This is a genomic window from Pseudomonas svalbardensis (genome assembly GCF_030053115.1).
Lineage (GTDB): Bacteria > Pseudomonadota > Gammaproteobacteria > Pseudomonadales > Pseudomonadaceae > Aquipseudomonas > Aquipseudomonas svalbardensis.
The window spans coordinates 5,857,775-5,883,201 of record NZ_CP125619.1; the positions used below are offsets into that span (position 1 = coordinate 5,857,775).

Annotated in this window: 24 protein-coding genes and 1 riboswitch; of the genes, 11 read left to right on the forward strand and 13 right to left on the reverse strand. The window is 59.5% G+C overall.

All coding sequences use genetic code 11. The annotated features are described in order from the left end of the window. Positions 1-44 precede the first annotated feature (44 nt). Positions 45-1,217 (forward strand): murein transglycosylase A, encoded by a 1,173-nt coding sequence (gene mltA, locus QFX16_RS27120; protein WP_283182001.1) that lies wholly within the window; start codon positions 45-47, stop codon positions 1,215-1,217. A 45-nt stretch (positions 1,218-1,262) separates the two neighbouring features. Here mltA and QFX16_RS27125 read toward each other — a convergent pair whose 3' ends face one another. Beyond that, complete coding sequence (locus QFX16_RS27125; protein WP_283182002.1) at positions 1,263-1,646, reverse strand: MAPEG family protein; 384 nt, start codon at positions 1,644-1,646, stop codon at positions 1,263-1,265. Positions 1,647-1,686: 40 nt separating this feature from the next. Continuing rightward, positions 1,687-2,520 carry an EamA family transporter gene (locus QFX16_RS27130; RefSeq protein ID WP_283182003.1) on the reverse strand — a complete coding sequence of 278 codons (834 nt, stop codon included), beginning with the start codon at positions 2,518-2,520 and terminating at the stop codon, positions 1,687-1,689. A 218-nt stretch (positions 2,521-2,738) separates the two neighbouring features. On the opposite strand from QFX16_RS27130, the gene QFX16_RS27135 reads away from it, so the two are divergent. Further along, positions 2,739-3,908: an MFS transporter gene (locus tag QFX16_RS27135; RefSeq protein WP_283182004.1), complete on the forward strand. Its 1,170-nt coding sequence runs from the start codon at positions 2,739-2,741 to the stop codon at positions 3,906-3,908. A 41-nt stretch (positions 3,909-3,949) separates the two neighbouring features. On the opposite strand, the gene QFX16_RS27140 is transcribed toward QFX16_RS27135, so the two are convergent. Both QFX16_RS27140 and QFX16_RS27145 read right to left on the reverse strand, forming a co-directional pair. After that, positions 3,950-4,837 carry a formate/nitrite transporter family protein gene (locus QFX16_RS27140; protein WP_283182005.1) on the reverse strand — a complete coding sequence of 296 codons (888 nt, stop codon included), beginning with the start codon at positions 4,835-4,837 and terminating at the stop codon, positions 3,950-3,952. A 108-nt stretch (positions 4,838-4,945) separates the two neighbouring features. Further along, positions 4,946-5,347 carry an acyl-CoA thioesterase gene (locus QFX16_RS27145; RefSeq protein ID WP_008152010.1) on the reverse strand — a complete coding sequence of 134 codons (402 nt, stop codon included), beginning with the start codon at positions 5,345-5,347 and terminating at the stop codon, positions 4,946-4,948. A 198-nt stretch (positions 5,348-5,545) separates the two neighbouring features. Beyond that, positions 5,546-5,648: riboswitch (S-adenosyl-L-homocysteine riboswitch) on the forward strand. A 23-nt stretch (positions 5,649-5,671) separates the two neighbouring features. Between QFX16_RS27145 and ahcY the strand changes: the two genes are divergently transcribed. The 5 genes from ahcY to rhlE2 all read left to right on the forward strand — a co-directional run bounded on the left by ahcY (position 5,672) and on the right by rhlE2 (position 12,184). Beyond that, positions 5,672-7,081, forward strand: a complete 1,410-nt coding sequence (gene ahcY, locus QFX16_RS27150) for an adenosylhomocysteinase (protein WP_077747242.1) — start codon at positions 5,672-5,674, stop codon at positions 7,079-7,081. 89 nt (positions 7,082-7,170) lie between these two features. Further along, positions 7,171-8,016, forward strand: a complete 846-nt coding sequence (gene metF, locus QFX16_RS27155; protein ID WP_283182006.1) for a methylenetetrahydrofolate reductase [NAD(P)H] — start codon at positions 7,171-7,173, stop codon at positions 8,014-8,016. 74 nt (positions 8,017-8,090) lie between these two features. Then, entirely contained in the window at positions 8,091-9,173 is a 1,083-nt protein-coding gene (locus QFX16_RS27160) for a hypothetical protein (protein WP_283182007.1), read from the forward strand. Positions 9,174-9,261: 88 nt separating this feature from the next. Next, the gene (locus QFX16_RS27165) at positions 9,262-10,077 is read left to right on the forward strand and encodes a substrate-binding periplasmic protein (RefSeq protein ID WP_283182008.1); all 816 of its coding nucleotides are present in this window, start codon (positions 9,262-9,264) and stop codon (positions 10,075-10,077) included. 223 nt (positions 10,078-10,300) lie between these two features. Continuing rightward, positions 10,301-12,184, forward strand: a complete 1,884-nt coding sequence (rhlE2, locus tag QFX16_RS27170) for an RNA helicase RhlE2 (protein WP_283182009.1) — start codon at positions 10,301-10,303, stop codon at positions 12,182-12,184. 67 nt (positions 12,185-12,251) lie between these two features. Here the strand turns inward: rhlE2 and QFX16_RS27175 are convergent, their stop codons facing one another. The 3 genes from QFX16_RS27175 to QFX16_RS27185 form a co-directional block, all read right to left on the reverse strand. Continuing rightward, complete coding sequence (locus QFX16_RS27175; protein WP_283182010.1) at positions 12,252-12,845, reverse strand: YceI family protein; 594 nt, start codon at positions 12,843-12,845, stop codon at positions 12,252-12,254. Positions 12,846-12,877: 32 nt separating this feature from the next. After that, on the reverse strand, positions 12,878-13,429 hold the full coding sequence (locus QFX16_RS27180) for a cytochrome b (RefSeq protein ID WP_283182011.1): 552 nt from the start codon (positions 13,427-13,429) through the stop codon (positions 12,878-12,880). A 263-nt stretch (positions 13,430-13,692) separates the two neighbouring features. Further along, positions 13,693-15,450, reverse strand: coding sequence for a flavin monoamine oxidase family protein (locus QFX16_RS27185; protein ID WP_283182012.1), 1,758 nt, complete (start codon positions 15,448-15,450; stop codon positions 13,693-13,695). Between the two features lie 223 nt (positions 15,451-15,673). Between QFX16_RS27185 and QFX16_RS27190 the strand changes: the two genes are divergently transcribed. Together QFX16_RS27190 and QFX16_RS27195 are read left to right on the forward strand one after the other, a co-directional pair. Beyond that, positions 15,674-17,080 carry an adenosylmethionine--8-amino-7-oxononanoate transaminase gene (locus tag QFX16_RS27190; protein WP_283182013.1) on the forward strand — a complete coding sequence of 469 codons (1,407 nt, stop codon included), beginning with the start codon at positions 15,674-15,676 and terminating at the stop codon, positions 17,078-17,080. 158 nt (positions 17,081-17,238) lie between these two features. Continuing rightward, on the forward strand, positions 17,239-17,958 hold the full coding sequence (locus QFX16_RS27195; RefSeq protein WP_111448480.1) for a 16S rRNA (uracil(1498)-N(3))-methyltransferase: 720 nt from the start codon (positions 17,239-17,241) through the stop codon (positions 17,956-17,958). 119 nt (positions 17,959-18,077) lie between these two features. Here the strand turns inward: QFX16_RS27195 and QFX16_RS27200 are convergent, their stop codons facing one another. The 3 genes from QFX16_RS27200 to QFX16_RS27210 are packed head-to-tail and all read right to left on the reverse strand — an operon-like array spanning position 18,078 to position 20,618. Continuing rightward, the gene (locus QFX16_RS27200; RefSeq protein ID WP_283182014.1) at positions 18,078-18,980 is read right to left on the reverse strand and encodes a transporter substrate-binding domain-containing protein; all 903 of its coding nucleotides are present in this window, start codon (positions 18,978-18,980) and stop codon (positions 18,078-18,080) included. A gap of 27 nt (positions 18,981-19,007) precedes the next feature. Continuing rightward, positions 19,008-19,358, reverse strand: coding sequence for a RidA family protein (locus tag QFX16_RS27205; protein ID WP_074871612.1), 351 nt, complete (start codon positions 19,356-19,358; stop codon positions 19,008-19,010). 18 nt (positions 19,359-19,376) lie between these two features. After that, a complete protein-coding gene (locus tag QFX16_RS27210) occupies positions 19,377-20,618 on the reverse strand; it encodes a D-amino acid dehydrogenase (protein ID WP_283182015.1) in 1,242 nt (413 codons plus the stop codon). Positions 20,619-20,725: 107 nt separating this feature from the next. Here QFX16_RS27210 and QFX16_RS27215 point away from each other — a divergent pair, with 107 nt between their 5' ends. Beyond that, positions 20,726-21,634, forward strand: a complete 909-nt coding sequence (locus tag QFX16_RS27215; protein WP_283182016.1) for a LysR family transcriptional regulator — start codon at positions 20,726-20,728, stop codon at positions 21,632-21,634. Positions 21,635-21,639: 5 nt separating this feature from the next. On the opposite strand, the gene trhA is transcribed toward QFX16_RS27215, so the two are convergent. From trhA to QFX16_RS27230, 3 genes are all read right to left on the reverse strand, one after another. Next, positions 21,640-22,257 carry a PAQR family membrane homeostasis protein TrhA gene (gene trhA / locus QFX16_RS27220; protein ID WP_283182017.1) on the reverse strand — a complete coding sequence of 206 codons (618 nt, stop codon included), beginning with the start codon at positions 22,255-22,257 and terminating at the stop codon, positions 21,640-21,642. Positions 22,258-22,490: 233 nt separating this feature from the next. Beyond that, positions 22,491-23,633: an IS481 family transposase gene (locus QFX16_RS27225; RefSeq protein WP_439900100.1), complete on the reverse strand. Its 1,143-nt coding sequence runs from the start codon at positions 23,631-23,633 to the stop codon at positions 22,491-22,493. Between the two features lie 283 nt (positions 23,634-23,916). Continuing rightward, positions 23,917-24,546, reverse strand: coding sequence for a transcriptional regulator (locus tag QFX16_RS27230; protein WP_283182019.1), 630 nt, complete (start codon positions 24,544-24,546; stop codon positions 23,917-23,919). 438 nt (positions 24,547-24,984) lie between these two features. Between QFX16_RS27230 and QFX16_RS27235 the strand changes: the two genes are divergently transcribed. Continuing rightward, on the forward strand, positions 24,985-25,371 hold the full coding sequence (locus QFX16_RS27235; protein WP_283182020.1) for a DUF6124 family protein: 387 nt from the start codon (positions 24,985-24,987) through the stop codon (positions 25,369-25,371). Positions 25,372-25,427: the final 56 nt, after the last annotated feature.

A 25,427-nucleotide genomic window follows, 5' to 3' on the forward strand; every position in this document is an offset into this window, starting at 1 on the left:
TTGAGCGCATGGAGCACTCAGGCAACCGACAAAGGAATTACTCCATGAACAGCCGTTTCAAGGCATGGCGTCACAACCTCGCCTGGACCCTTCCGATGGTGGCCGTGCTTGCGGGCTGCACCGGTGGCGACAACAACAAACCGAAAACCCACGCCCTGGCGACCTACTCCAGCGCCACGTGGGAAGCACTTCCGACGGTGTCCGACAACGACCTGGTCGCCGGCTTCGGTTCGTGGCGCAGCGCCTGCACCCGACTCAAGGCCGACCCGGTCTGGGGCTCGACGTGTGCGGCTGCCGCCAACGTGCCACAAACCGCCAGCGACATTCGCGGCTTCCTCAAGCAGAACCTCGACGTCTACGGCCTGCGCGCCGCCAATGACAATCCCAACGGCTTGATCACCGGCTATTACGAGCCGGTCTACCCCGGCAGCCTGACCCAGACCGAAGTGGCAAACATCCCGGTGTACGGTGTGCCCGAGGACATGATCATCGTCTCTCTGGACAGCATTTATCCGGAACTCAAAGGCAAACGCCTGCGCGGACGACTCGAAGGTCGCGTGCTCAAGCCTTACGACGATGCGGCCACGATTGAAACCAAAGGGGTCAAGGCACCGGTTGTTGCCTGGCTGACCGACCCGATGAATCTGCAATTCCTGCAAATCCAGGGCTCGGGTCGTATCCAGCTCGATGATGGCCGACAGTTGCGCATTGCGTATGCCGACCAGAACGGTCACCCGTATCGACCGATCGGCCGCTGGCTGGTGGACCAGGGCGAACTGAAAAAAGAAGAAGTGACCATGGGCGCCATCAGCCATTGGGCCAAGGCCAATCCGACGCGCATTCCGGAACTGCTGGGCAGCAACCCCAGCTACGTATTCTTCACCCGCAACCCGGACAGCAACGAAGGGCCTCGCGGCTCGCTGAACGTACCGCTGACCGCCGGCTACAGCGCGGCGGTGGATCGCAAAGTGATTCCGTTGGGCAGCCTGTTGTGGTTGTCGACGACTAAACCGGACGGTACCGCACTGGTACGCCCGGTAGCCGCTCAGGACACCGGCGGCGCAATTGCCGGCGAAGTCCGTGCAGACCTGTTTTGGGGCACCGGCGAGGCGGCCGGGCAATTGGCCGGCGACATGAAACAGCAGGGGCAGATCTGGATGCTCTGGCCTAAAGGCGCAGCCCTGCCTCAAGTGCCGCAAGTAACCGACAAGCTATAAAGTCAAAAGATCGCTGGCTTCGCCAGCGATCTTTTGATCTTGCTCTTAAACAGAAACCACAAAAAAACTGACGATCAACCCCATCCCCACCAACCACACCAGCGACCGCAACATAGCCCAGTCCGCCAAGTAGCAAATGATGTACAGCAGTCGACTGGTGATGAACAACACCGCCAGCACATTGATCGTCACCAGTTCGGCATTACCGGCCAGGTGCGCAACGATCACCGCCGCTGCGAACGCGGGAATCACTTCAAGACAGTTCAGATGCGCCGCATACGCGCGTCGGCCAAAACCATTCAGTGACTCGAGAAAGTCACGGGGATCATGATTGTCTTTCGGCCTGAACCCGCCACTGACCCTGGCAATGCCCGTGCAGATATAGGGCAGAAAAATCGCGATCAAAATGCACCACAGAGCAACCGTCATAACGCAATCCCTTCTTCAAGTTTCAAGAGTCGAGCTCCAGTCAAAACTTCATTATCAGCATGCCGATCAGCACCAGCCCACAGGCTAAGAGCCGCGGCCTTCCAAAAGGTTCTTTCAGGTAACGCATGCCGAACAGCACCACCAGAATCACGCTGATCTCGCGCAATGCCGCCGCTTCGGCAATCGAGCCCAGCTGCATGGCCCACAGCACCAGAGCGTAGCTGAACAACACGCAAAACCCGACCGCCAACCCCAGTCGCCACTGTTCCCGCCAGAACAACATGAAGGCCGGTCGCTTACGCACCAGCGCCAATAACGGGAACGGCCAGGCGCTGAGCAACGTGACCCACACCAGGTAATCCAGCGGATGCGACCAGCGTCGCAACGCCTGGCCGTCGATGAAGGTGTAGCAGCCAATACACAGACCGATCAACGCCACCACCGGCAGCATCGACCACGGTAAACGCGCACCGCCGCCGCCCTGCCAGAGCAGGCACAGCATGCCGAACGGGATCAGCAGAATCCCGAAGATCTGCTGGTTCGTCAGCACTTCCCCGGCAAAAATCAGCGTCAGTGCCAGCACCACCAGCGGCGACAAACCACGCATCAGCGGATAGACCAACCCGAGGTCGCCGACCCGGTACGCCTGAATCAGCAGATAGCGATAGAGCAACTCGAACGCCACCGACGCCAGAATCCACGGCCAGATTTCCATGGGCGGCAGGTTCACGAACGGCAGCATCACCGCGACAAACAACATGGCCACGCTGTCCATGCAGGCCACCACCAACAATCGTTCCGCACTGAATTTGATCAGGGTATTCCACGCCGCGTGCAACAGCGCCGCTACTAACACCAGTGCTGTTGCAAGCACGGCACACTCCATTTTTTATTTTTGTTCCCTACGGGAAGCACCCAGATAATTGATTCGCCATATGTCAGCAGCTGTTTATACTGCAAGCGACCACGCCGCACTCAGTTGCGCACAGACTAATTCCAATAATTTCTGCCACCGCCCGCTCTCGTCGAGAACGGGCGTCGGCATGCGTATGCCTGATCAGAGCGTCAAGACTACCGACAGAGACCTTGCGCATGCCACTCGCCTTGCTTGCCCTCGCTGTTGCCGCGTTCGGCATCGGCACCACTGAATTCGTCATCATGGGTTTGCTGCCCGATGTCGCCCGCGACCTCGCCGTCAGCATTCCTCATGCCGGATTGTTGATCACCGGCTACGCCCTCGGCGTAGTCTTCGGTGCACCGATCCTCGCGGTCGGCACAGCCAACATGCCGCGCAAAGCCACGCTGCTGGGCATGACGCTGATGTTCATCCTCGGCAACATTCTTTGCGCATTGGCGCCGAACTACGCCACGCTGATGGCCGCACGAGTGGTCACCGCGCTCTGCCATGGTGCGTTCTTCGGCATCGGCTCGGTGGTTGCCGCTGGACTGGTGGCACCAAACAAACACGCCCAAGCGATTGCGATGATGTTCACTGGCCTGACCCTGGCCAACGTGCTGGGCGTGCCGTTGGGCACCGCGCTCGGGCAATACGCCGGCTGGCGCTCGACGTTCTGGGCGGTGTCGGTGATCGGCGTGATTGCTGCGATTGCGCAGTGGGTCTGGCTGCCGAAGGACATCGCCATGGACAAGGCCAACCTCGCCAGCGAGTTCAAAGTGCTGGGCAAGGTCAACGTGTTGTTGGCGCTGGGCATGAGTGTGCTGGCGTCGACCAGCCTGTTCAGCGTCTTCACCTACATCGCGCCCATCCTGCAAGACATCACCGGCGTCAGCCCGCATGGCGTGACCATCATGCTGCTGCTATTCGGGGTCGGACTGACCGCGGGCAGCATGCTCGGCGGTCGCCTGGCTGACAGTCGATTGCTACCGTCGCTGGTGGGCATGGCGCTGGCCGTGCTGGTCGTGCTGGCCGCGTTCACACAGACCAGTCACTCGGTGATCCCTGCAGCGATTACGCTGGTGTTGTGGGGCATCTTCGCCTTTGCCCTGTGCCCGATTTTGCAACTGCTGATCATCGATCAGGCCCATGAAGCGCCGAATCTGGGCTCAACGTTAAACCAGAGCGCGTTCAACCTCGGCAACGCCGCCGGTGCGTGGATAGGTGGGCTGGTTGTCGCCAGTGGCGCGGATCTGGCGGACTTGCCGTGGACCGGCGCGCTGGTCAGTGGGTTGACGGTGGTGACGGCGGTTTTCTACATCTATCTGCAACGTCGTGGGGCGGGTGTGGTCAATGTGTCTGGCTGATGGGTCGGGTGGCCCTTGACCTAACAAAGATTTCAAACTTATTACTTTTTGCTCTCCTGCGGGTCGGGCTCCGGGCCTTGATCCGCAGTCTGCTTCGGCGGCCCGCTCTCGCTGCGAATCTGCGCATGGCTGATCAGCGCGAAGATGAAGCTGCCGCCGATGATGTTCCCCGCCAGCGTCGGCCCGGCGAACACCAGCCAAAAATCCTTCCACGGCAACTTACCGGCAAACACCAGATACGAGACCTCGGCGGACCCGACCACGATGTGGGTGAAATCCCCCAGCGCCATGAGGTAGGTGATGAGGATGATGATCCACATCTTCGCGCTCTCCATGGACGGAATCATCCAGACCATGGTGGCAATCATCCAGCCAGACACAATGCCCTTGGCGAACATCTGGCTGGCGTCGTTCTCCATGATCTTGCGTCCGATATCAAGGAAAGCCAGGTCGGTCTTGCTGTCGAAAATCGGCAGATGCAGCATCACATACGCCACCAGCAACGTGCCGCAAAGGTTGCCCACCAGCACCACCGACCACAGGCGTAGCAATCGACCGAAATTGTTCAGTGTGGGTTTGGTCATGATCGGCAGCACAGCCGTCAGGGTGTTCTCGGTGAACAACTGCTGACGGGCGAGGATCACCGCGAGAAAGCCTGCGCAGTAACCGAAACTGGCGATCACCTTGAAGCCTTCGCCATCCGGCAAACGGGAATTGAGCAGCCCCATGGCCATCAGCGACAGGCCCATGGTCAGGCCGGCGGCCAGCGCCGACCACCACAAGGCGGCGACACTGCGCTCAAGTTCCTGATCGCCCTGGGTGCGGATGATTTCGTGCAGCACCGCCGCCCGCGGCGGCTGGCTCTTATCGACGTCGTGCTGTTCTTCAGGCGAGAGGTTCGGGGTCTTGCCGTCTTTTTGCGTGTCCATAAAGCTCCGGAACCAGTGGCGTGTCATGTAGGTACGACACGCAGGGTTCGGAGCTGTTCACTGTCCTGACAGAAACCGAGGTGAGCCCATCGCGAGCAAGCTTTGCTCCTACGGGGCGATGTCATCCTTGAACTGGTCTTTGACGTACGTGATCTCGGTCCGACCGTGCGGCGCTGGCAAGCCGTCTTCACCCAGATTGACGAAGACAATCTTCTCCACCGTCAGGATGCTTTTGCGGGTGATCTTGTTACGCACTTCGCACTTCAGGGTGATGGAGGTGCGACCGAATTCGGTGGCGGTGATGCCCAGTTCGATGATGTCGCCCTGACGCGAGGCGCTGACGAAGTTGATCTCGGAAATGTACTTGGTGACCACACGCTGATTGCCCAATTGGACGATGGCGTAGATCGCCGCTTCTTCGTCGAGCCAGCGCAACAGGCTGCCGCCGAACAGCGTACCGTTGGGGTTGAGGTCTTCGGGTTTTACCCATTTGCGGGTGTGGAAATTCATATTCACTCCTGAGCGTCTTGCCGAATGATGGCGGGCATCATGGCAGAGCCCGACCTAGAGCTCTATCAAGCATCGACTATGGTCTCGATTACCGTTCAGACATTGACCAACAGAAACGCTTTGGAAGTATCGCTCACACGGCTATAATCGCCACCGTTTCAAAACGGTCATCTTCGGTTGCTACCGTTTTCCCGCCACCTGTCCGAGGGGCGCTGCAGCAGGTTCGACCTGTCAGGCTCGGATGGGGCGTTGCTTGACCGTTATCGGTCAGACACTAAACGCACAACGGCGCCCATTCGCATACATTACGAATGGAGGCTCATCATGAGCGCTGTTATCACGCCTGCAGATTTTAACGATTACAAAGTCGCCGACATGTCCTTGGCTGCCTGGGGCCGTCGCGAAACCATCATCGCCGAATCCGAAATGCCAGCCCTGATGGGTCTGCGCCGCAAATACGCCGGTGAGCAGCCGCTCAAAGGCGCGAAAATCCTCGGCTGCATCCACATGACCATTCAGACTGCCGTGCTGATCGAAACCCTGGTTGCCCTGGGTGCCGAAGTACGCTGGTCGTCCTGCAACATTTTCTCGACTCAGGACCAGGCCGCTGCCGCTATCGCTGCTGCCGGCATTGCGGTTTATGCCTGGAAAGGTGAGACCGAAGAAGAGTACGAGTGGTGCCTGGAGCAAACCATCCTCAAAGATGGCGCGCCTTGGGATGCCAACATGATCCTCGACGACGGCGGCGACCTGACCGAGCTGCTGCACAAGAAATACCCGGCGATCCTGGACCGCGTCCACGGCGTCACCGAAGAAACCACCACTGGCGTTCACCGCCTGCTGGACATGCTGGCCAAGGGCGAACTGAAAATCCCGGCCATCAACGTCAACGACTCGGTAACCAAGAGCAAGAACGACAACAAGTACGGCTGCCGTCACAGCCTGAACGACGCGATCAAGCGCGGTACCGACCACCTGTTGTCCGGCAAGCAAGCGCTGGTCATCGGTTACGGTGACGTGGGCAAGGGTTCGGCCCAGTCCCTGCGTCAGGAAGGCATGATCGTTAAAGTCTCCGAAGTTGACCCGATCTGCGCCATGCAAGCCTGCATGGACGGTTACGAGCTGGTTTCGCCGTTCATCGACGGTATCAACAACGGTACTGAAGCAAGCATCGACAAAGCGCTGCTGGGCAAGATCGACCTGATCGTGACCACCACCGGTAACGTCAACGTTTGCGATGCAAACATGCTCAAAGCCCTGAAGAAGCGCGCTGTTGTCTGCAACATCGGCCACTTCGACAACGAAATCGACACTGCTTTTATGCGCAAGAACTGGGCATGGGAAGAAGTGAAGCCACAGGTTCACAAAATCCACCGTACCGGTCCTGGCGCGTTCGACGCCCAGAACGACGACTACCTGATCCTGCTGGCCGAAGGCCGTCTGGTTAACCTGGGTAACGCAACCGGTCACCCAAGCCGCATCATGGACGGTTCGTTCGCCAACCAGGTTCTGGCTCAGATCTTCCTGTTCGGCCAGAAGTACGCCGACCTGTCACCAGCCCAGAAAGCCGAGCGCCTGACCGTTGAAGTACTGCCGAAGAAACTCGACGAAGAAGTGGCCCTGGAAATGGTCCGCGGTTTCGGCGGCGTCGTGACACAACTGACCAAGACCCAGGCCGACTACATCGGCGTGACCGTCGAAGGTCCGTTCAAGCCGCACGCTTACCGCTACTGATTGGACCCGGCGGGCTTTGCGCCCGCCGATCCTGACCAGGCGGGCCGGCCATCACCGGCCCGCCTTTTGCGATTGCAAAGGGTATTCCCATGTCCCAAGAACGTCGCTACAGCTTCGAGTTCTTCCCTACGAAGACCGATGCTGGGCATGAAAAACTGATCGCTACTGCCCGTCATCTGGCGACCTACAACCCTGACTTCTTCTCCTGCACCTACGGCGCTGGTGGTTCGACCCGTGATCGCACCCTCAACACCGTGTTGCAACTCGAAAGCGAAGTCAAAGTCCCTGCCGCACCGCATTTGTCCTGCGTTGGCGACAGCAAGGACGACTTGCGCGGCCTGCTGACCCAATACAAGGCGGCCGGCATCACCCGTATTGTTGCCCTGCGCGGTGACCTGCCTTCCGGCATGGGCATGGCCAGTGGTGAAATGCGCCACGCCAATGACCTGGTTGAATTCATTCGTGAAGAAACCGGCGATCATTTCCACATCGAAGTCGCCGCCTACCCGGAAATGCACCCGCAAGCGCGCAATTTCGAAGACGATCTGACCAACTTCGTGCGCAAGGCCAACGCTGGCGCCAACAGTGCGATCACCCAGTACTTCTTCAACGCCGACAGCTACTTCTACTTCGTCGAACGTGTACGGGCGATGGGCGTGAACATCCCGATCGTTCCGGGGATCATGCCGATCACCAACTACAGCAAGCTGGCGCGCTTCTCCGATGCCTGCGGTGCGGAAATTCCGCGCTGGATCCGCAAGCAGCTGGAAGCCTACGGCGACGACACCTCAAGCATTCAGCGTTTCGGTGAGCAGGTTATTACTGAAATGTGTGAACGTTTGTTACAAGGTGGAGCTCCGGGGTTGCATTTCTATACCCTGAACCAGGCAGAAGCGAGCCTGGCGGTGTGGAACAATCTGAAGCTACCGCGCTGAAAGACTCCATGCCTCATCCCAAGGCCCTCTTCTGAGGGCCTTTTATATTCAAAGCCCATGGAATGTTGTTTCCAATGACGACTGAGTCCTCGCCACCACGCCCTCAACTGGTATATCTGGTTTTTGGCTCCCAGACGTACCACCAGGAAGCGGTGTTCAGCATCGCCAGTGCCTTGGCCTGGCTGCGTGAAACGCCCCACGCAGAGCTCGACATCCAGGTTTTCAGTGACAACCCGCAGCCCTACGAGCACCTACCGGTACGAGTTCGCCCCCTCGACGAGCCTACTCGTCGCCGCTGGAACGAACCCCATGGCTATCACTTTCGAGCCAAGCATGTGGCGTTGCGCACGGTGCTTGAGGAGTCGGAAGTCGCATTGCTGATCGACACCGACACGTTCTTCCATTGCTCACCCGTCGAACTGTTCAACCGCGTACAACCCGGCACTCTGCTGTGCAACGACTACTACACCCAATACGGCACCAATAAGGAGAACGTGCTCTACAGTGCGCTGTCGAGTACGCTTTTGAGCAAAGGCCTGGCTGACGATCAGATGATGCTGCTCAACTCCGGCGTGATCGGGTTGCACCAGCAGGACGCGCAGGTGCTTGATCACTCCATTGCATTGATCGACGAATTGTTTCCCATGGCACAGGGGGCTTATACCCTTGAAGAGTTCTGCCTGTCGGTCGCAGCCTATCGCACGATGAAGGTCAATAAGTGCCCGGACCTGATCCATCACTACTGGAGCCGCAAGCAGCTGTTCAGGGCCAAGGTTAACGCCTGGGTCATCAAACACGCCAAGAACCCGACCAGTCAGGCGGCATTGGACGATACTCGCCGCGTGTCAGCTCACCTGCCACGACCGCCATGGGCCCAGCGAATGCTCTACAAACTCATCACCCTGGCACTGCCCAAACATCTGCGTCAGTTCATCCGCGAAATCCTCTATGGCTGCTATGAACACCACAATGAGTTCGACAAGGCCTGTGGGCCGGTGTGGTGGGACAAGGCGCTGCAAAACCAGGAAGAGCGCCTCGGCAAGCCGGTCACTCAGCACTTGCTCGAACGCTGGTTCAACAGGGAACTGGTACGACTGATCCTGGGCGGTCGACGCAAAGCTATCCACGACCACTTGCTCAATTCGCCCGATAAATAGAGGCCTTGCGCGCAATCTACCTCAAGGACAGTGCTAAACATGCTCGCCAGAGCTTCTCATTAGGCCTTTAGAGTACTAACCTCAGGCCATGCCCGTAATTGCCCAGTTGCTGACAGTTTTGCTTTTTACTTGCCTGAGCTTCGCCGCTCGGGGCGAGAAGCTGCGCATTGTCACCGAACCCTGGGCGCCGTACGTGTATGAGGAAAACGGCAAATCCCTGGGACTGGACTACGAAACCACCGCCATCGTCTTCAAACGCCTGGGCATCGAAGTGGAATGGCAGTTCCTGCCGTGGAAACGCTGCCTGTCGATGCTCGAAACGGGCCAGGCAGACGGCGCGCTGGACATCTTCCACAGCGAAGAGCGCGACGCCACCCTGCTTTACCCCGGCGAGCCACTCTCGGAAGTGGAGTTCGTGATGTTCTACGCCAATGAGCGGCCCCACCCTTTTCGCACCTTGGCCGACCTGAAAGGGCTGACCATAGGCACCTCCCCAGGCTATCTGTACAGCCAGGACTTTCGTGAATCGACCCTGTTCACTCACGAACCGGCGCCGACCCATGAAGCCAACTTCGGCAAACTGGTGCGCGGGCGGATCGACCTGCTGATCACTGATCGCAGGGTCGGTCAGCACTTGCTCAACGAATTGGGCATCCGCGACAAGATTACCGAGAACCCGACCGTCATCAGCCACCAGAGCCAGTTCCTGGCAGTACGCCGCAATGCCGGCATGGACTTGTTGGTGCAGCGCTTCGGCGCCGAACTCAAACGCTTCAAGCGCGAGCCCGCGTACGCTGAACTGAGCGCCCGTTATGGCGCCGACCCTGCGGCCGAGGTAAAAACCACCAGAGCCACCGCCGCCAACGGAAAAACCGTTGAGCAGCAGGAAAGCGGCGCGCAGTGATTGCTCTGTTATACTCCGGCCTTCCCGCCAGGCTCACGCCCGGACGCTCGGACTTGTTCAAGGCATCTCGACCCCGCTACAGCGCAGCTTTTCAGCCCGCGCGAGCACTCCAGATGAGCCTTCTTGGCCCAGCAGGACCGGACGGGATTGCGTTCCTCTTAAACGCCATTCGCGCCAGGCAAGACTCCCATTGGGCCAAGCCCTAACTAAAACAGGATTACTCATGTCCTTTGCTTCCCTCGGTCTCTCCGAGGCTTTAGTCCGCGCCATCGAGGCAGCGGGCTATACCGAGCCTACTCCGGTGCAACAGCGGGCCATTCCCGCCGTGTTGCAAGGTCGCGACCTGATGGTCGCGGCTCAGACAGGTACTGGCAAAACCGGCGGCTTCGCCCTTCCGATTCTGGAGCGGTTGTTCCCCAACGGTCACCCGGACAAATCCCAGCGTCACGGCCCGCGTCAACCGCGCGTACTGGTCCTGACCCCTACCCGCGAACTCGCGGCTCAAGTACACGAGAGCTTCAAGGTCTATGCCCGTGACCTGAAGTTCGTCAGCGCCTGCATCTTCGGCGGCGTCGGCATGAACCCACAGGTTCAGGCCATGTCCCGCGGTGTTGACGTGCTGGTGGCCTGCCCCGGCCGCCTGCTGGACCTCGCCGGCCAAGGCAGCGTCGATTTGTCCCACGTGGAAATCCTCGTGCTGGACGAAGCCGACCGCATGCTCGACATGGGCTTCGTCCATGACGTGAAAAAGGTCCTGGCTCGTCTGCCGAGCAAACGCCAGAACCTGCTGTTCTCGGCGACTTTCTCCAAAGACATCACCGACCTCGCCGGCAAGCTGCTGCACAACCCGGAACGCATCGAAGTCACGCCGCCGAACACAACGGTCGAGCGTATCGAACAGCGCGTATTCCGCCTGGCCGCCAGCCACAAGCGCTCGTTGCTGGCGCACCTGATTACCGCTGGCGCCTGGGAACAGGTGCTGGTGTTCACCCGCACCAAGCACGGCGCCAACCGTCTGGCCGAATACCTGGACAAACACGGCCTCAGCGCCGTAGCGATCCACGGTAACAAGAGCCAGAACGCTCGCACCAAAGCCTTGGCCGACTTCAAGGCCGGCGAAGTGCGCATCCTGGTTGCCACCGACATCGCCGCTCGCGGCCTGGACATCGATCAGTTGCCACACGTGGTCAACTTCGAATTGCCAAATGTCGACGAAGACTACGTTCACCGTATCGGCCGTACCGGCCGTGCCGGTCGTTCGGGCGAAGCGATCTCGCTGGTCGCTCCGGATGAAGAGAAGCTGCTGAAAAGCATCGAACGCATGACCAAGCAGAAGATTGCCGACGGCAACCTGATGGGCTTCGATTCCAGCGCTGTAGAAGCCGAGAAACCTGAAGTTCGCGAGCGTCCGGATGTGCGTAACCCGCGCAACCCACGTGGCCCACGCGGCGACGGTCCGAACGGCACCGGCGGTGGCGGCGGTCGTAAAGACAAAGGCAAGGACAAGGGCGGCAAGGAAAAACCTGCAGCCACTGGCCGCGGTGATCGCCCGGCGCGTGAACACAAGCCACGCGAAGGCACTCCGGTTCGCGAGCAACAGCGTCCAGCACCACGCGCTGCTGCCGCAGACCGTGCTCCGGACGAGTTCCTGGACGACGATATCGATAACTTCGGTAACCGCGTCGACTACGTTCCTCAAGCCAAACCGGCTCAGGGCCGTGGTCGCCGCCCGGGCGCTTCGGCACAAGGCACGACAGCTGGCGCAGGTGCTCCGCGCACCGGCGGCGGCAAGCCTCAGGGTCGTCAAAGCGGCCCACGCAGCAGCGATGGCGCCACCACCGGCACTCCGCCGGCTAAGCGCAGCGGCCCACGCAACGGTGCTCCACGTGACGGCCAGGCCCGTCGCGAAGAGTCCCGCAACCGCCGCCCGGCCCGCACCGACGATCAGCCGCGTTCGGAACCGGCCGTGCAAAACCCGCGCGGCCCGGCACCGAAGATCATTCACAAGGAGTCGAAAACCGATCGTTTCCCGACTCCTGAGCAACTTGATCAACTGCCAGGCCGTCCGCGCGGCGAGAAACCAGCCTTGCTGACCCGCAATCGCTGATTTAACGCAGCCATAAAAAACGCCCCCGATCGCAAGATCGGGGGCGTTTTTGTTCAAGCGGCGAAAGTTACTTCGCTTTCACACCTTCAAACGTTACGTACAACTCGACCGCGTCGGACTGTGGACCCAGGTCTTTCTGCTTGCCGAAATCGGAACGCTTGATGCTGGTGGTGCCTTCGAAGCCGGCACGGTAGCCGCCCCATGGATCCTTGCCTTCACCCAGGAAAGTGGCCTTGACCACGACTGGCTTGGTCACGCCCAGCAGGGTCAGGTCACCGGTCACGTCAGCAGTGTCTTTACCCGCGGCGTTTTTGCCGGTGGATTTGACGCTGGTGGAAACAAACGTGGCTTTTGCGAACTTGCTCGCATTCAGGAAATCACCGCTGGCGATGTGCTTGTCGCGCTCGGCATGGTTAGTGAACACGCTGGCGGTGTTCACGTTGAACTCGATCTTGCTGGCTTCAGGCTTGGCAGCGTCGAAGCTGAACTTGCCGTCGATGTCCTTGAAGGTTCCGGTGATGAAGCTGTAGCCCAGGTGGCTGATCTTGAAGTCAACGAAGGCGTGCTGGCCTTCCTTGTCGACAACGTAGTCAGCCGCCATCACGTTGGCGGACAGCAGGGCAGAACCGATTGCCAGAGCGGCGAGCGTCTTTTTCAACATGCTTTCTATTCCTTTGGAGTCGAGGTTGAACATCAGGCTTTGCGCCCCAGCATTCGCGCCAGGGTCGCATCACGATCAATAAAGTGGTGTTTCAGTGCTGCCAACGCATGGAGACCGGAAAAAATTACCAGCGCCCAGGCCAGGTACAAATGAATCACACCGGCTGTGTCTGCCTGGTCCGGTAGTCCGGATATCAGTGCAGGAACTTCAATCAGGCCAAACACCGGAATCCCGACACCGTCTGCGGTGGAAATCAAGTAACCGGCAATCATCACAGCGAACAGACTGAGATACAGGAACGAGTGCCCGAACTTGGCGCCAATGCGCGTCACGCGGTTATAGCTTTCCAGTACTGGCGGCGGCGGGCTGATGAAACGCCACAGCACCCGTAGAACCATGACGGCTAACAACACCAGGCCAATGCTCTTGTGCAAGTCGGGCGCGTCTTTGCGCCAGGTGCTGTAGTAGTCGAGACCGACCATCCACAAGCCCAACGCAAACAGACCGAAGACCACCAGCGCGACGCCCCAATGCATGAAGATGCTGACCCAACCGTAGCGCGAAGAAGAGTTACGTAGCTGCATTGCCCAAATCCTGTGAGAACTGCGAACAAGACTATCGAGTTATCTATCGAGTTAAAGCGGAAAATTTCGCTTTGAAATATCGAGAAATACGATCAAGAGTCTGAAATAGGTGAGTTAAGGAAAGATTAAAGACCAATGTGTAAGCAAAAATGAAGTCCAACTAAAGAACACCTGCGCCCCAAGATTTATTCGATTCTTGATATTGGTTTTCTTCAAGCATAAAAAAACGCGGCATTTCTGCCGCGTTCTTTTAGTCCAAAAGCTTACTGCGCTTTGGTATCCGTCGCCGGAGTCGCAGCGGGCTTGACCGCTACTTTCTTCGCCGGTTCAGCCTTCTTCACCGGGGCCTTTTTAGCCTCGGCTTTGGCCGCAGGTTTTTTCGCTACAGCTTTGGCCGGGGCTTTTTTAGCCGGCTCGGCTTTCACCGGGGCCGCTGGTTTCGGCGCTTCGACCGGAGCAGGCGCTGGGGCCGGCGCAGGTGTTGGAGCCGGTGCCGGAGCAACCGGAGCCACTGGCTCTGGTGCCTTGACGGGTGCCGGTTTGTCGTCAGAACCACCAAACAGGTTGGTGAAGAAGTTACCTTTCTTCGCCGCCACCGCGCCGGCCGCCGCAACGGTCGCTGCCGGAACAACTTTCGCCGGTTCAAACGACTTGCCGGCCGCCAGATCTTCTACCTGACTGGCTGCACGCTGACCGGTGCGAAGTGCGCCTTCGAGCGTGCCTGGGTACAACGTGTCAGTGTGTTCGCCGGCAAAGGCTACACGCTGAATCGGACGTTCCCACAGGCGCCAGTACTTGCTGATCTGGCCAGGGCCGAACGCCAGGTAAGCGCCGCCCATCGATGGGTCGGTGCTGTAGCGGCGGATTTCGTAACCGGTGAACGAACCGCGCGCCTGTGGATAAAAAGTGTGCAGACGGATCAGCACCTGATCGACCATCTGCTTGTCGCCGAAGGCCTGCATCACGCGCGCGTTGTCGCCGGACAGGTTGATCACCACGTTGGCGCCGCCCTTCAGTGCCGGCTCAACCCACAACATGCCCAGACCGGTGTTGCTGTAGATCTCGCCGGTCATCCGCGCCTTGCTTTCCCATACCGGCGTCTTGAACTTCAGCATGATCTGGTCGCGCCAACCATAGTTGGTGCCTTTGATCGCGCCCATATGCTGGGCATCCAGCGACGGAGTCATCTGAATCTTGTTCAGTGCGCGCAGTGGCACGGCCACAACGACGTAATCAGCTTGGTAGCCAACGCTGCCGACTTTGACGGTCACGCCGTCCTTGTCCTGGGTGATCGCCGAGACCGGGGAGCTGGTCTTGATAGTTTTCAGTTGTTTGACGAACGCCTGCGCCAACACCGGGCTACCGCCGAGCAGACGCGAAGCGCGCAGGTCACGGTCGGCAACGCCACGGTAAACGCGGCTTTGCTGTGCGAAGTACAGCAGCGAAAGGCGCGACGGTTCGTCATACCGGGTACGAATCTGCTGATTCACCAACTGACGCGCCGTGGCTGGCAGATTCAGACGGTCGAGCCAGTTGGCCACGTTGATCTGGTCCAGGGCGAACAGTGTGCTGTTGGCCGCCGGGTTCTGCGGGTCTTCGATCGAGCGCGCCAGATCGTCCAGAGTTTTTTCGTAGCGCTTGAGCGCGTCGCTGGTGGCCGGCTGCTTGGTGGCCAGATCGGCGGCCGTGAAATACTCACCGTCAATCAGGTAGCCTGGGGTCCGCACGAACTCTGGGGCCGGCGTGGTGCTCAGCTTGAAGGTCGATACGTACTTGTTCAGAACCGGTTGAGTCTTGTCGTTGCCGATCCACTCACTGGTGGCCATGCCGGAGCGACCGCCCATGCTCGGTTTGGCTTCCAGCAGGGTGACCTGCCAGCCCTTGTTTTGCAGTTCGTAAGCCGCAGTGAGGCCAGACAGCCCTCCGCCGATCACGATCGCCGTTTTATCCTTGGCCAGCGCAGATACGCTGAACAGCCCCAACATCACCAGCGCACAGGCGCGCAGCCAACCAGCAGACATTCAGCGAACTCCGGAAATAAACGTAGGAAATAGCGGCTTTACGAGTCAGACGACTCAAAGAACCGCGAAGAATACGTCAGCCATCAAAAGGCCGCCAGCGACGTCTATCCACCTATACAAAGTAGCTCAATCGACACAATGGGTTGTCCCCACGTCACGCATTGCATAGGCTTGCGCGATTGTTTGCCCGCGCACGTCGCGAGCCGCCTCGAGGAGACTGAAAATGGGCCTGAATAATCAGTGGATGCAACGCGATCTCGCGGTGTTGTGGCATCCCTGCACCCAGATGAAAGACCACGAACAGCTGCCGCTGATCCCGATCAAACGCGGTGAAGGCGTTTGGCTGGAGGACTTCGAAGGCAAACGTTACCTCGACGCCGTCAGCTCCTGGTGGGTCAACGTGTTTGGTCACGCCAACCCGCGGATCAACCAGCGCATCAAGGATCAGGTCGATCAGCTGGAACACGTGATCCTCGCTGGTTTCAGTCATCAGCCCGTCATCGAGCTGTCCGAGCGCCTGGTGAAAATGACGCCGGAAGGTCTGACCCGGTGCTTCTACGCCGATAACGGTTCGTCCTGCATCGAAGTCGCGCTGAAAATGAGCTTTCACTACTGGCTCAACCGCGGCCAGCCGAACAAGAAACGCTTCGTCACCCTGACCAACAGCTACCACGGCGAGACCATGGCGGCGATGTCGGTGGGCGACGTGCCGCTGTTCACCGAAACCTACAAGGCCCTGCTGCTGGACACCATCAAGGTGCCGAGCCCCGATTGCTACCATCGCCCCGAGGGGATGAGCTGGGAAGAACATTCGCGCACTATGTTCGCTGCCATGGAACAGACCCTGGCCGAGAACCACGACACCGTCGCCGCAGTGATCGTCGAGCCGCTGATCCAGGGCGCCGGCGGCATGCGCATGTACCACCCGGTTTATCTGAAACTGCTGCGTGACGCCTGCGACCGCTATGGCGTGCACCTGATCCACGACGAAATCGCCGTCGGCTTCGGCCGCACCGGGACGATGTTCGCCTGCGAACAGGCCGGCATCCGCCCGGACTTCCTCTGCCTGTCTAAGGCCCTGACCGGCGGTTACCTGCCGTTGGCGGCCTGCGTGACCACCGAAGATGTCTACAGCGCCTTCTATGACGACTACCCGACCCTGCGCGCCTTCCTGCATTCCCACAGCTACACCGGCAATCCGCTGGCGTGCGCGGCAGCCTTGGCGACGTTGGATATCTTCGAAGAAGACAACGTCATCGAGAACAACAAGGCGCTGGCTCAGCGCATGGCCAGCGCCACCGCGCACCTGGCCGATCACCCGAACGTTTCGGAAGTGCGCCAGACCGGCATGGTGCTCGCCATCGAGATGGTCAAGGACAAGGCCACCAAGGAAGCTTATCCGTGGCAGGAACGTCGCGGCTTGAAAGTGTTCCAGCATGCACTGGAGCGTGGTGCTTTACTTCGACCGCTGGGCAGCGTGGTGTACTTCCTGCCGCCGTACGTGATCACGCCTGAACAGATCGACTTTCTGGCCGAAGTGGCCAGCGAAGGCATCGATATTGCGACTCGCGATAGCGTTAGCGTGGCGGTGCCGAAAGACTTTCACCCCGGTTTTCGCGATCCGGGCTGATTGATTTCACCTAAGCTTCTGCGGTGACCGGACTACCGTCATCGTCGGAACGCCGCCCGGAGCAAGCTCGCTCCCACAGTTGACCGCGTACACCTGTGGGAGCGAGCTTGCTCGCGATAGGGCCGCCAAAACCTGCACACATTTTACAGAGACCCCCGATGAGACTGTCCCGCTTCTTTATCGACGCCCCCTTGAGCACCGGCGAACACGAGTTGCCCGAGGCCCAGGCCCATTACATCAGCCGCGTGTTGCGCATGGCCGAGGGTGATGCGTTGCAACTGTTCGACGGTTCGGGCCATGAGTTTCGCGCCACGCTGGTGGAGGTCGGCAAGAAGCGCGTCGTCGTGCAGATCGATGAAAGCTTCGCCGGGCAGGTTGAGTCGCCATTGTCGATCCATCTCGGCCAGGGCTTGTCCCGTGGCGAGCGGATGGACTGGGCGATTCAGAAAGCCACCGAACTGGGTGTCACTGAAATCACCCCGATCTTCAGCGACCGCTGTGAAGTCCGGCTGAAGGATGAACGCGCCGACAAACGCCTGATGCACTGGCGCCAGGTTGCGATCAGCGCGTGCGAGCAATGCGGGCGTTCACGGGTGCCGGTGATTCATCCGCCGCTGCTGCTGGCGGATTGGTTGAAGCAGACTCAAGCGGAGTTGAAGCTGGTGTTGCATCCGGTGGCTGAGCCGTTGGTGAGTCATGCGAAACCGGCGACGCTGGCGTTTTTGATCGGCCCGGAAGGCGGGTTGTCTGACGCTGAAGTCGAGCAGGCCAAGGCTGGCGGCTTTCACGCCGCCCGCCTCGGCCCTCGTGTGTTGCGCACTGAAACCGCGCCGGTGGTGGCATTAGCCGTTGCCCAACAGCTTTGGGGTGACTTCTAGGGCCTCTTCGCGAGCAGGCTCGCTCCCACATTTGATCTCTGAACGACACAGATCAAGTGTGGGAGCGAGCCTGCTCGCGAAGGCCGGCGACGCGGTCTACAAGACATAAAAAACAGAAACTATTGCACCGGATCACTCACCGGTTTAGCGATGATTGCCTTCAGCTCGCTGGTCATCGGGAATTCCAGATTCAGGCCTTTGGGTGGAATCGGTTGCTGGAACCAGCGCTGGTAGATGCCGTTGATCTCGCCCGAGCTGTACAGATCGGCGAGGGTCGAGTTCACCAACTCGAGAAACTGCGGGTCGCCCTTGCGCACCATGCAGCTGTAGATTTCCCGCGACTGCTCCTCCCCCACCACAACCCAATTATGCGGATCGCGGGCCTTGGCGCGTTCGCCGTAAAGCAGCGCGTCATCCATATAGAACGCCGCCGCCCGACCTGACTGCAGCATCTGGAAGGCTTCACCGTGGTCCTTGGCGCTGATCACGAACATATCGATCTTGTGATCGATGTTGTAGCTCTTCAGAAACCGCTCGTTGGTGGTGCCCGCGGTGGTCACGACGTTCTTGCCGCGCAGGTCGGCGAAGCGCTTGATGCCGCTGTCCTTCGCCGTGAGCAACTGACCCTTCACGTAGATAAACCCGTAGGAAAACGCCACTTGCTGCATGCGCTCGGCGGTCACGCCGGTGGAACCGCACTCAAGGTCGACCGTGCCGTTCTGCACCAGCGGAATGCGCGTTTGTGAGGTCACCAGGTTGTACTTCACCTGCAGATCCGGCAGTTCAAGCTTTTGCTTGATGCGCTCGACAATCTTGCTCGCCAGGTCCACCGAATAGCCCATCGGCTGCCCCGTGTGATCACCCACGTAGGAGAACGGCACCGACGCGTCGCGATAGCCCAGTGTGATGCTCTTGGCATTGGCAACCTTGTTCAGCGTGCCGGTCAGCGGCGCTTCGTTGGCCTGGACCTGACTGGCGAGCAGCAAGCCGAGGGTGCAGCCGATCAACGTGATTTTTTGCATTGTTATTCTCCGTTGTGGGTAGAGCGATTAGCGGCGGGCGGCGATCACAGTGATTTCCACCAAAACCTCTGGACGGGCCAGTTGCGCCTGCAAAGTAGTGCGGGTCGGCGCCTTGCCCGGTGACAACCACTGCGACCAGACCTCATTCATGGCGGCAAAGTCGCGGCCAATGTCGTTCAGGTAAATGGTCGCGTTGAGCAGATGATCCTTGTCGCTGCCAGCTTCGGCCAACAACGCATCGATCTTCGCCAGCACCTCGGCGGTTTGGCCGGTGACGTCGGTGCTGTCACCCGGAACCTGTCCCGAGAGAAACACCAGATCGCCAAAGGTCACCGCGCCAGAGAGTCGGCTGTTGCTGTTGATACGGTTGATGCTCATCGGTTTTTCCTTTTCAAGTCAGGCGACGCGGGGGGCGAGGCCCTGCATTTCGATTGAGGGTGTGCGCCGGGCGATCAACTCGCTGAGCAACCGGGCGCTGCCACAAGCCAGGGTAAAACCCAGGGCGCCATGGCCGAGGTTGAGCCACAGGTTGCGGTACGCCGTGGCGCCGATCAACGGCACGCCGCTGGGGGTGGCCGGGCGCATGCCTGCCCATTCGATGGCGGCGTCGTAATCACCCGCATTGGGCAAGGTTTCCTGCGCCTGGCGCTTGATCAGCGCCAGACGTTTGGGGTCGAGCGCCGGGTCGAAACCGACAATGTCGACCATCGCCGCCACGCGCAGCTGTTCACCGATGCGGGCGTACACAATCTTGCGGTTGTAATCGGTGATGCTCAGCTCCGGCGCGCGATGTTCGGCGCGGATCGGCAAGGTCAGGCTGTAGCCCTTGAGCGGATACAGCGGCAGGTTCATGCCGGGCAGCGCCAGCGCCGGACTGCGATGTCCGGCGGCAATCACCAGTTGTTCGACCGGCAGCACTTGCGAACCCATTTCTACGGCCTGCACCGCGCCGTCCGCGTGGCGAATGCCGGTGACCTTTTGGCCGAGTAAAAACTCGCAACGCCCCGACGCCTGGAGTCGAGCCTGCAGTTGCTGGCAGAAAGCATGGCAATCGGCAACCTCCTCGTCAGGCGTATAAATCGCGCCCACAAACGGCGCCTCGGCCAGTGCAGGCTCCAGCTGCGCGTATTCGGCCCGCGACAGCACGTGCTGCTGTTGCGGATCGGCCAGGCCATGGCGCGCATGCTCAAAACTCGCGGCTTCACGAAACGTCACCAGTTTGCCGTTGCGCCGCCAGTTGAAACCGTCGAGACGATCTTCGTCGCGCCAGCCTTGCAGCGTGGACTGACTCAGCAGCGCCAGACGCAGCAGGTGCGCGCCGTTGCGCTGATTCACCGAACGACGGCAGGCCGCCAGGAAGGACGCCATCCAGCGCCATTGCGCCGGGTCCAGGCGCGGACGCAGCTTCAACGGCGAGTCACCGCGCAACATCCAGCCAAGCGCCTGCAACGGTACGCCGGCATCGGCCAGCGGCGCGACGTAGCGGTAGGACAACTGGCCCCCGTTGGCGAAACTGGTCTCGCTGCCCAGCGAATCCCGGGCCTCGATCAGCGTCACGTCGATGCCGTCGCGCACCAGTGCGTAAGCCGTCGTCAGCCCAATGACGCCACCACCGATGATGCAAACCCGCTGAGCCATGTCTGTCCTTAACCGTTGTTGAAACAGGCTTCAGGTTAGGACCAGGTGACAGACCTTGAACAATGCATAAAGATGCCTGACCCATAAACAAAGGTTATGGACTTGCCATGCGACTGCGACACATCGAGATTTTCCAGGCCATTCGCCAGACCGGTTCGGTCAGTGGTGCCGCGCAGTTGCTGCACGTATCGCAGCCGGCGGTGAGCAAAGTGCTGCAACACGCCGAGCAGCAACTGGGCTTCCCGTTATTCCTGCGGGTGCGCGGTAAATTGCAGGCTACGCCCGAAGCGCTGGAGCTTGAGCGCGAAGTCGACAAGGTCACCGAAAGCCTGCAAGGCGTGCGACGTCTGGCCCAGAGCCTGCGTCGCGAGCCGGGGCACAGCGTACGGATCGGCGCGATCCCGGCGCTGGCCCTGTCGCTGCTGCCGCCGGCCATCAACGAGTGGACGCAACGCTACTCGGACATCGTCTGCGAACTGTCCAGCGCCCACAGCCGTGAGCTGATGCAGAATTTGTTGATGCGCGAAGTGGATGTGGCGCTGACCTTGCAGCCGCCGGATCATCCGGGCCTGAAGGCGCAGCCGCTGGCCTGCGGGGTTTTGGTGGCGCTGGCGCCGTCGGGTTATTGGGCCGACGACGCCTTGAGCCAGCCGTTGCCATTGATCGAACTGGCCGGCGCGCCGCTGATCGGCCTGTCCAGCGCCGACCCGCTGGCGGCCAGACTCGACAGCTACCTTGAGGCGGTCGATCCGCCGCCACGGGTACGCATCGCCGTGCAGACCTATTCGCTCGCGCGGGCGATGGTTGAATCCGGTGCCGGGCTGGCGGTGATCGATCCGTTTACCGCGCTCGGCGCGTCCCCCGCCACCACGGCGATTCGACCTCTGGCGCCAGCGTTACCAATCACCTTGTACGCGGTCACCCGCGCCGACGAACCGCCGCCCCATACCTTGAGCGACTTGTTGCAGGTGTTCAGCCGACGGGCGCAGGCGCAGCTGGATCGCTTGATCCCGTAGCGACCTCAAAGGACATAAAACAGAATCGCCACGAAGTGCAGCAAACTCCCGGCGATCACAAACAGGTGCCAGATCCCGTGGGCATGGCGTAAACGACTATCCAGCGCAAAAAAGACAATGCCCACGGTGTACAGCACGCCGCCCGACGCCAGCCAGGCGAAACCTGTACTGCCCAACGCCGCCAGTAACGGCTTGACCGCCACCAGCACGATCCAGCCCATCACCGCATAGATCACGATCGACAGAATCCGCGCTTCGGAACGCGGTTTGATCTCTTGCAGGATGCCGATCAGCGCCAGCCCCCAGACAATCCCGAACAGCGTCCAGCCCCACGGCCCGCGCAATGTCACCAGACAAAAAGGCGTGTAGCTGCCGGCAATCAGCAGGTAGATCGAAAAGTGATCGACCTTCTGCATGATCGCTTTCTTGCGCCCTCGCACGCTGTGGTAAACGGTCGACGCGCTGTAAAGCACCAGCAAGGTAAACCCGTAAATCGCCACGCTGACGATCTTCCACGGGCTGCCGTCCATGCCGGCGATCACCAGCATCCACACCACCCCGACAACCGCTGCCACCGCCCCGACCAGATGCGTCCAGGCGTTCAATCTTTCCCCGTGATACATGTGTTGCTCACCTCAAAATTCATTAACACAAAGGCCGCAACCTGGACCCCACTCGAAAGCGCTTGGAGTGTTGGGTGGGGGGCATCAATCAAGCAGAGTGTTGGATCGTTACGGTCAGGGTAATGGTTGGTCTGGTCTTTTGTGTCAGTTAGATTCACCCCTCACCCTAACCCTCTCCCCATGTTTGTACCGGACACATGGTGGACACATGTTCGGGGACATGGTGGACGTCTTCAAAGCCGCTTTCCTGATACAACGGTCTGCAAGCTCAAGTCAATTTTGGCAATGCGATGTCTGCTCCAATAGATGTCGTAGATGCCATCCTCGGTCGTTTCTCTGATGGCTATGTGCTCGCCGATGAAGGCCTTTCCAATCGCATACTTGCGGCTTTTCCAGTACATCTCGCCATTGGCCTGAACCTTTCTGATCAAATCCCCTTCGGCGTACTCCAGTGCTTGCCGATGCTCCTGGTATTCACGAGGACTACAGCTGTAGCGAGTCGCTGGAACCTCCATTTCCAATGCTTGATGGGGGCGTTTCTGGTTGTAGATATCGCGCCAGATATCGAAGGCGTTCTGTGCCCCAAGCAGGTCGATGAAGCACTGACCTTGCAAAACTTCAGCCTTGAGGCTGCGGTGAAAACGCTCAAGCTTGCCCTGAGTCTGCGGGTGATAAGGCCTGGAGTGGCCCACTCGGATGCCCTGGCTCATCAGCCAGACCTCTAACGCGGTATAAACCCCGCTCTGATCGCCCCACGGTGCACCGTTATCCATGGTCATGCGCATCGGCAAGCCGTAGCGCCGAAACACGTGGATAAGCTGCTCCTGCACGGTCTGACGCTGCTCGTTGCCACAGGCCGCGATGCACAGCGAGAACCGCGAATGGTCGTCCAATACCGTCAAGGGATGGCAGCGACCATGGCGCATGCCGACATGTCCCTTGAAGTCCATCTGCCAAAGATCGTTGGGGGCTTCATGCTCAAATCGGATAAAGGGTTTGGTATTTGCCGCCTGCGGGTCGATTCGCGAATTACGCTGCAAAATCGCATGCACCGTGCTGACGGCGGGCATCAAATACCCCTCATCCTCCAGATTGCGTTTGAGCTTGCGGGCGCCCCAGGCCGTGTGCTCCACCCCCAAGGCCAGAATCTGCTTTTCAACCGTATCAGCGCAGCGTTTGGGTGAATGTTTTGGGCGCCGAGACTGGTCGTGCAAGCCGTCTGCACCAGAGGTTTCGAACCGGCCAAGCCATTTGTATCCGGTGCTTGGGCTGATATGAAAGCGTCGGCAGAGTTGTCGGATATTGGCCCCTTCTTGCCGAGCTAACAGTACAAATTCGGAACGAAGCTGCATGGTGGACACCTCTTCCCAAGACACAAACCATCTCCTTTCAGATGAGCAATGTGTCTATTTAAAAGTGTCCACCATGTCTCCGAACACCTGTCCACCATGTGTCCGGTACAAACACCCCAGAGGGTAGAGGGGACTGACCGAGGTGTCTTTCGCTATACATCGACCTGAGATATCGAGTTGAACTCAGGTTACGAAAACCATGAAGATCTGCTCCCTTTCCCCCTCTCCCCCGTGGGGAGAGGGCTGGGGTGAGGGGTGGATTTCCAACACACCTAGTTTTTATGTTGAAACAGCTTTCAGTCCACCGCTACGTAACAGATTCTCCAGGTTCTCGTTGCTGCCCATCCTTGGACTCCAAAGGGTTTCCCCCCATCAGGTTGATCTTGTCCTGCTGCGCTACCCGCACGACGAAGCTATTTTTAGCGGCCAGTTTCGCGGCCCAGTCGTCGGGGGTGTAGAGCGTCGGGTTGAGGGTGCGGCCCAGTTGCTCTTCCATAGGCAGGAGCCGCTCCATCACTTCACTGTAGTGGAGGCTTTCGCCGATCAGCATGAGATCAATGTCACTGGATGCGTTTGCCTGATCCTTGGCGATAGAGCCGTACACAAATGCCCAAGTGATCTGTTCGGCAAAGGGTTGGAGCGCCTGACGCAGAGGCTCGGCAATACCAAAGGTTTTGCGGGCGATGCCCAGCAGTTCGGCATAGATCGGGCAGTCGGGATTGGCTTGATAGTGGGTCTGGTTACCCTGACGGGTCATGGTCAGGACGCCTGCCCGCTGCAACCGATCCAGCTCGCGCATGAGGCTGCCTTTACCCACTTGAGCCCAGCGGGCGATCTCGTTGGCGTAAAAACTGCGGTCGGGTTTACCAAACAGCAGGCCGAGCACTTTTTGCTGGGTGGTGGTGAACAAGGCTTCGCTCAGTGACAGGTTTTTCACGGCAACGACCGATAAGTCCCAAAAAAGGAACGATAGGTCCCTTTTTGGGAATCTTCAACCTGCCGCGAGCCGAATGGGGATTTGTGTTTAAAAGTTTCTTCGCAGGACGGGTGAGAGGCTACGCAGTCTGGCGTCACTGCCTACAGCAATGCCGGAACCCGCTGACTGGTGCGGTTTTGCGTTGATCTTTATCGTTTGTGTGTCGCTGCCAATTCAGCGACCGGGATTGGAAACCCCGACGAGCAAACGGCGTGAAAGCGCCACTCATGACGTATGCTTGCGCACCTTTAAAGTGTGCACTCCGTTATGGCGGCTGTGCGCGGGAGACCTTCGGGTCAACCGGGTTGCCGTTTCCCGGGTTTCCAGCCTGCGTACAGCTGCCACCCCTTCGTTCGGAAACCGAAAGGGCCAGCTCCAAAACATAAGCGGAGAATCACAATGTTCAAAGCCACTCCCAATCCCCCGGAAACCGACACCGGTTCCCAAGCATCCCTCGAAGCCGAAAAACTCAAGGAAGCCGCCGACCGCGCCTTCCCCCATTACTTCCCGCCACTCCACGAAAAACCGGCCAAGCGCCGTAAATACCACCTCTTCGCCGTTGCCCCAGGTGTCGACGATCCCGAGGCTCTGCTGGCCAATGCTTCCGAAGACTTGCTGTCCATCAGCGCGATTGCTGCTGACTTGGCGGACGATGTCGAAGGCTCACGCCGCTCTGTAGCCTTGGCGATCAGCCGTTTGACGGACGGTGTGCAGTTATTGGTGGAGCGGGTGCAAGATCACTATGAGGCGTTGCAGATGCAGTTGCGGGATCAAGCCAAGGTTTAGCCGTCAGGTTTGAGGTGAATTGACGGCCGCCATCGCGAGCAGGCTCGCTCCCACAG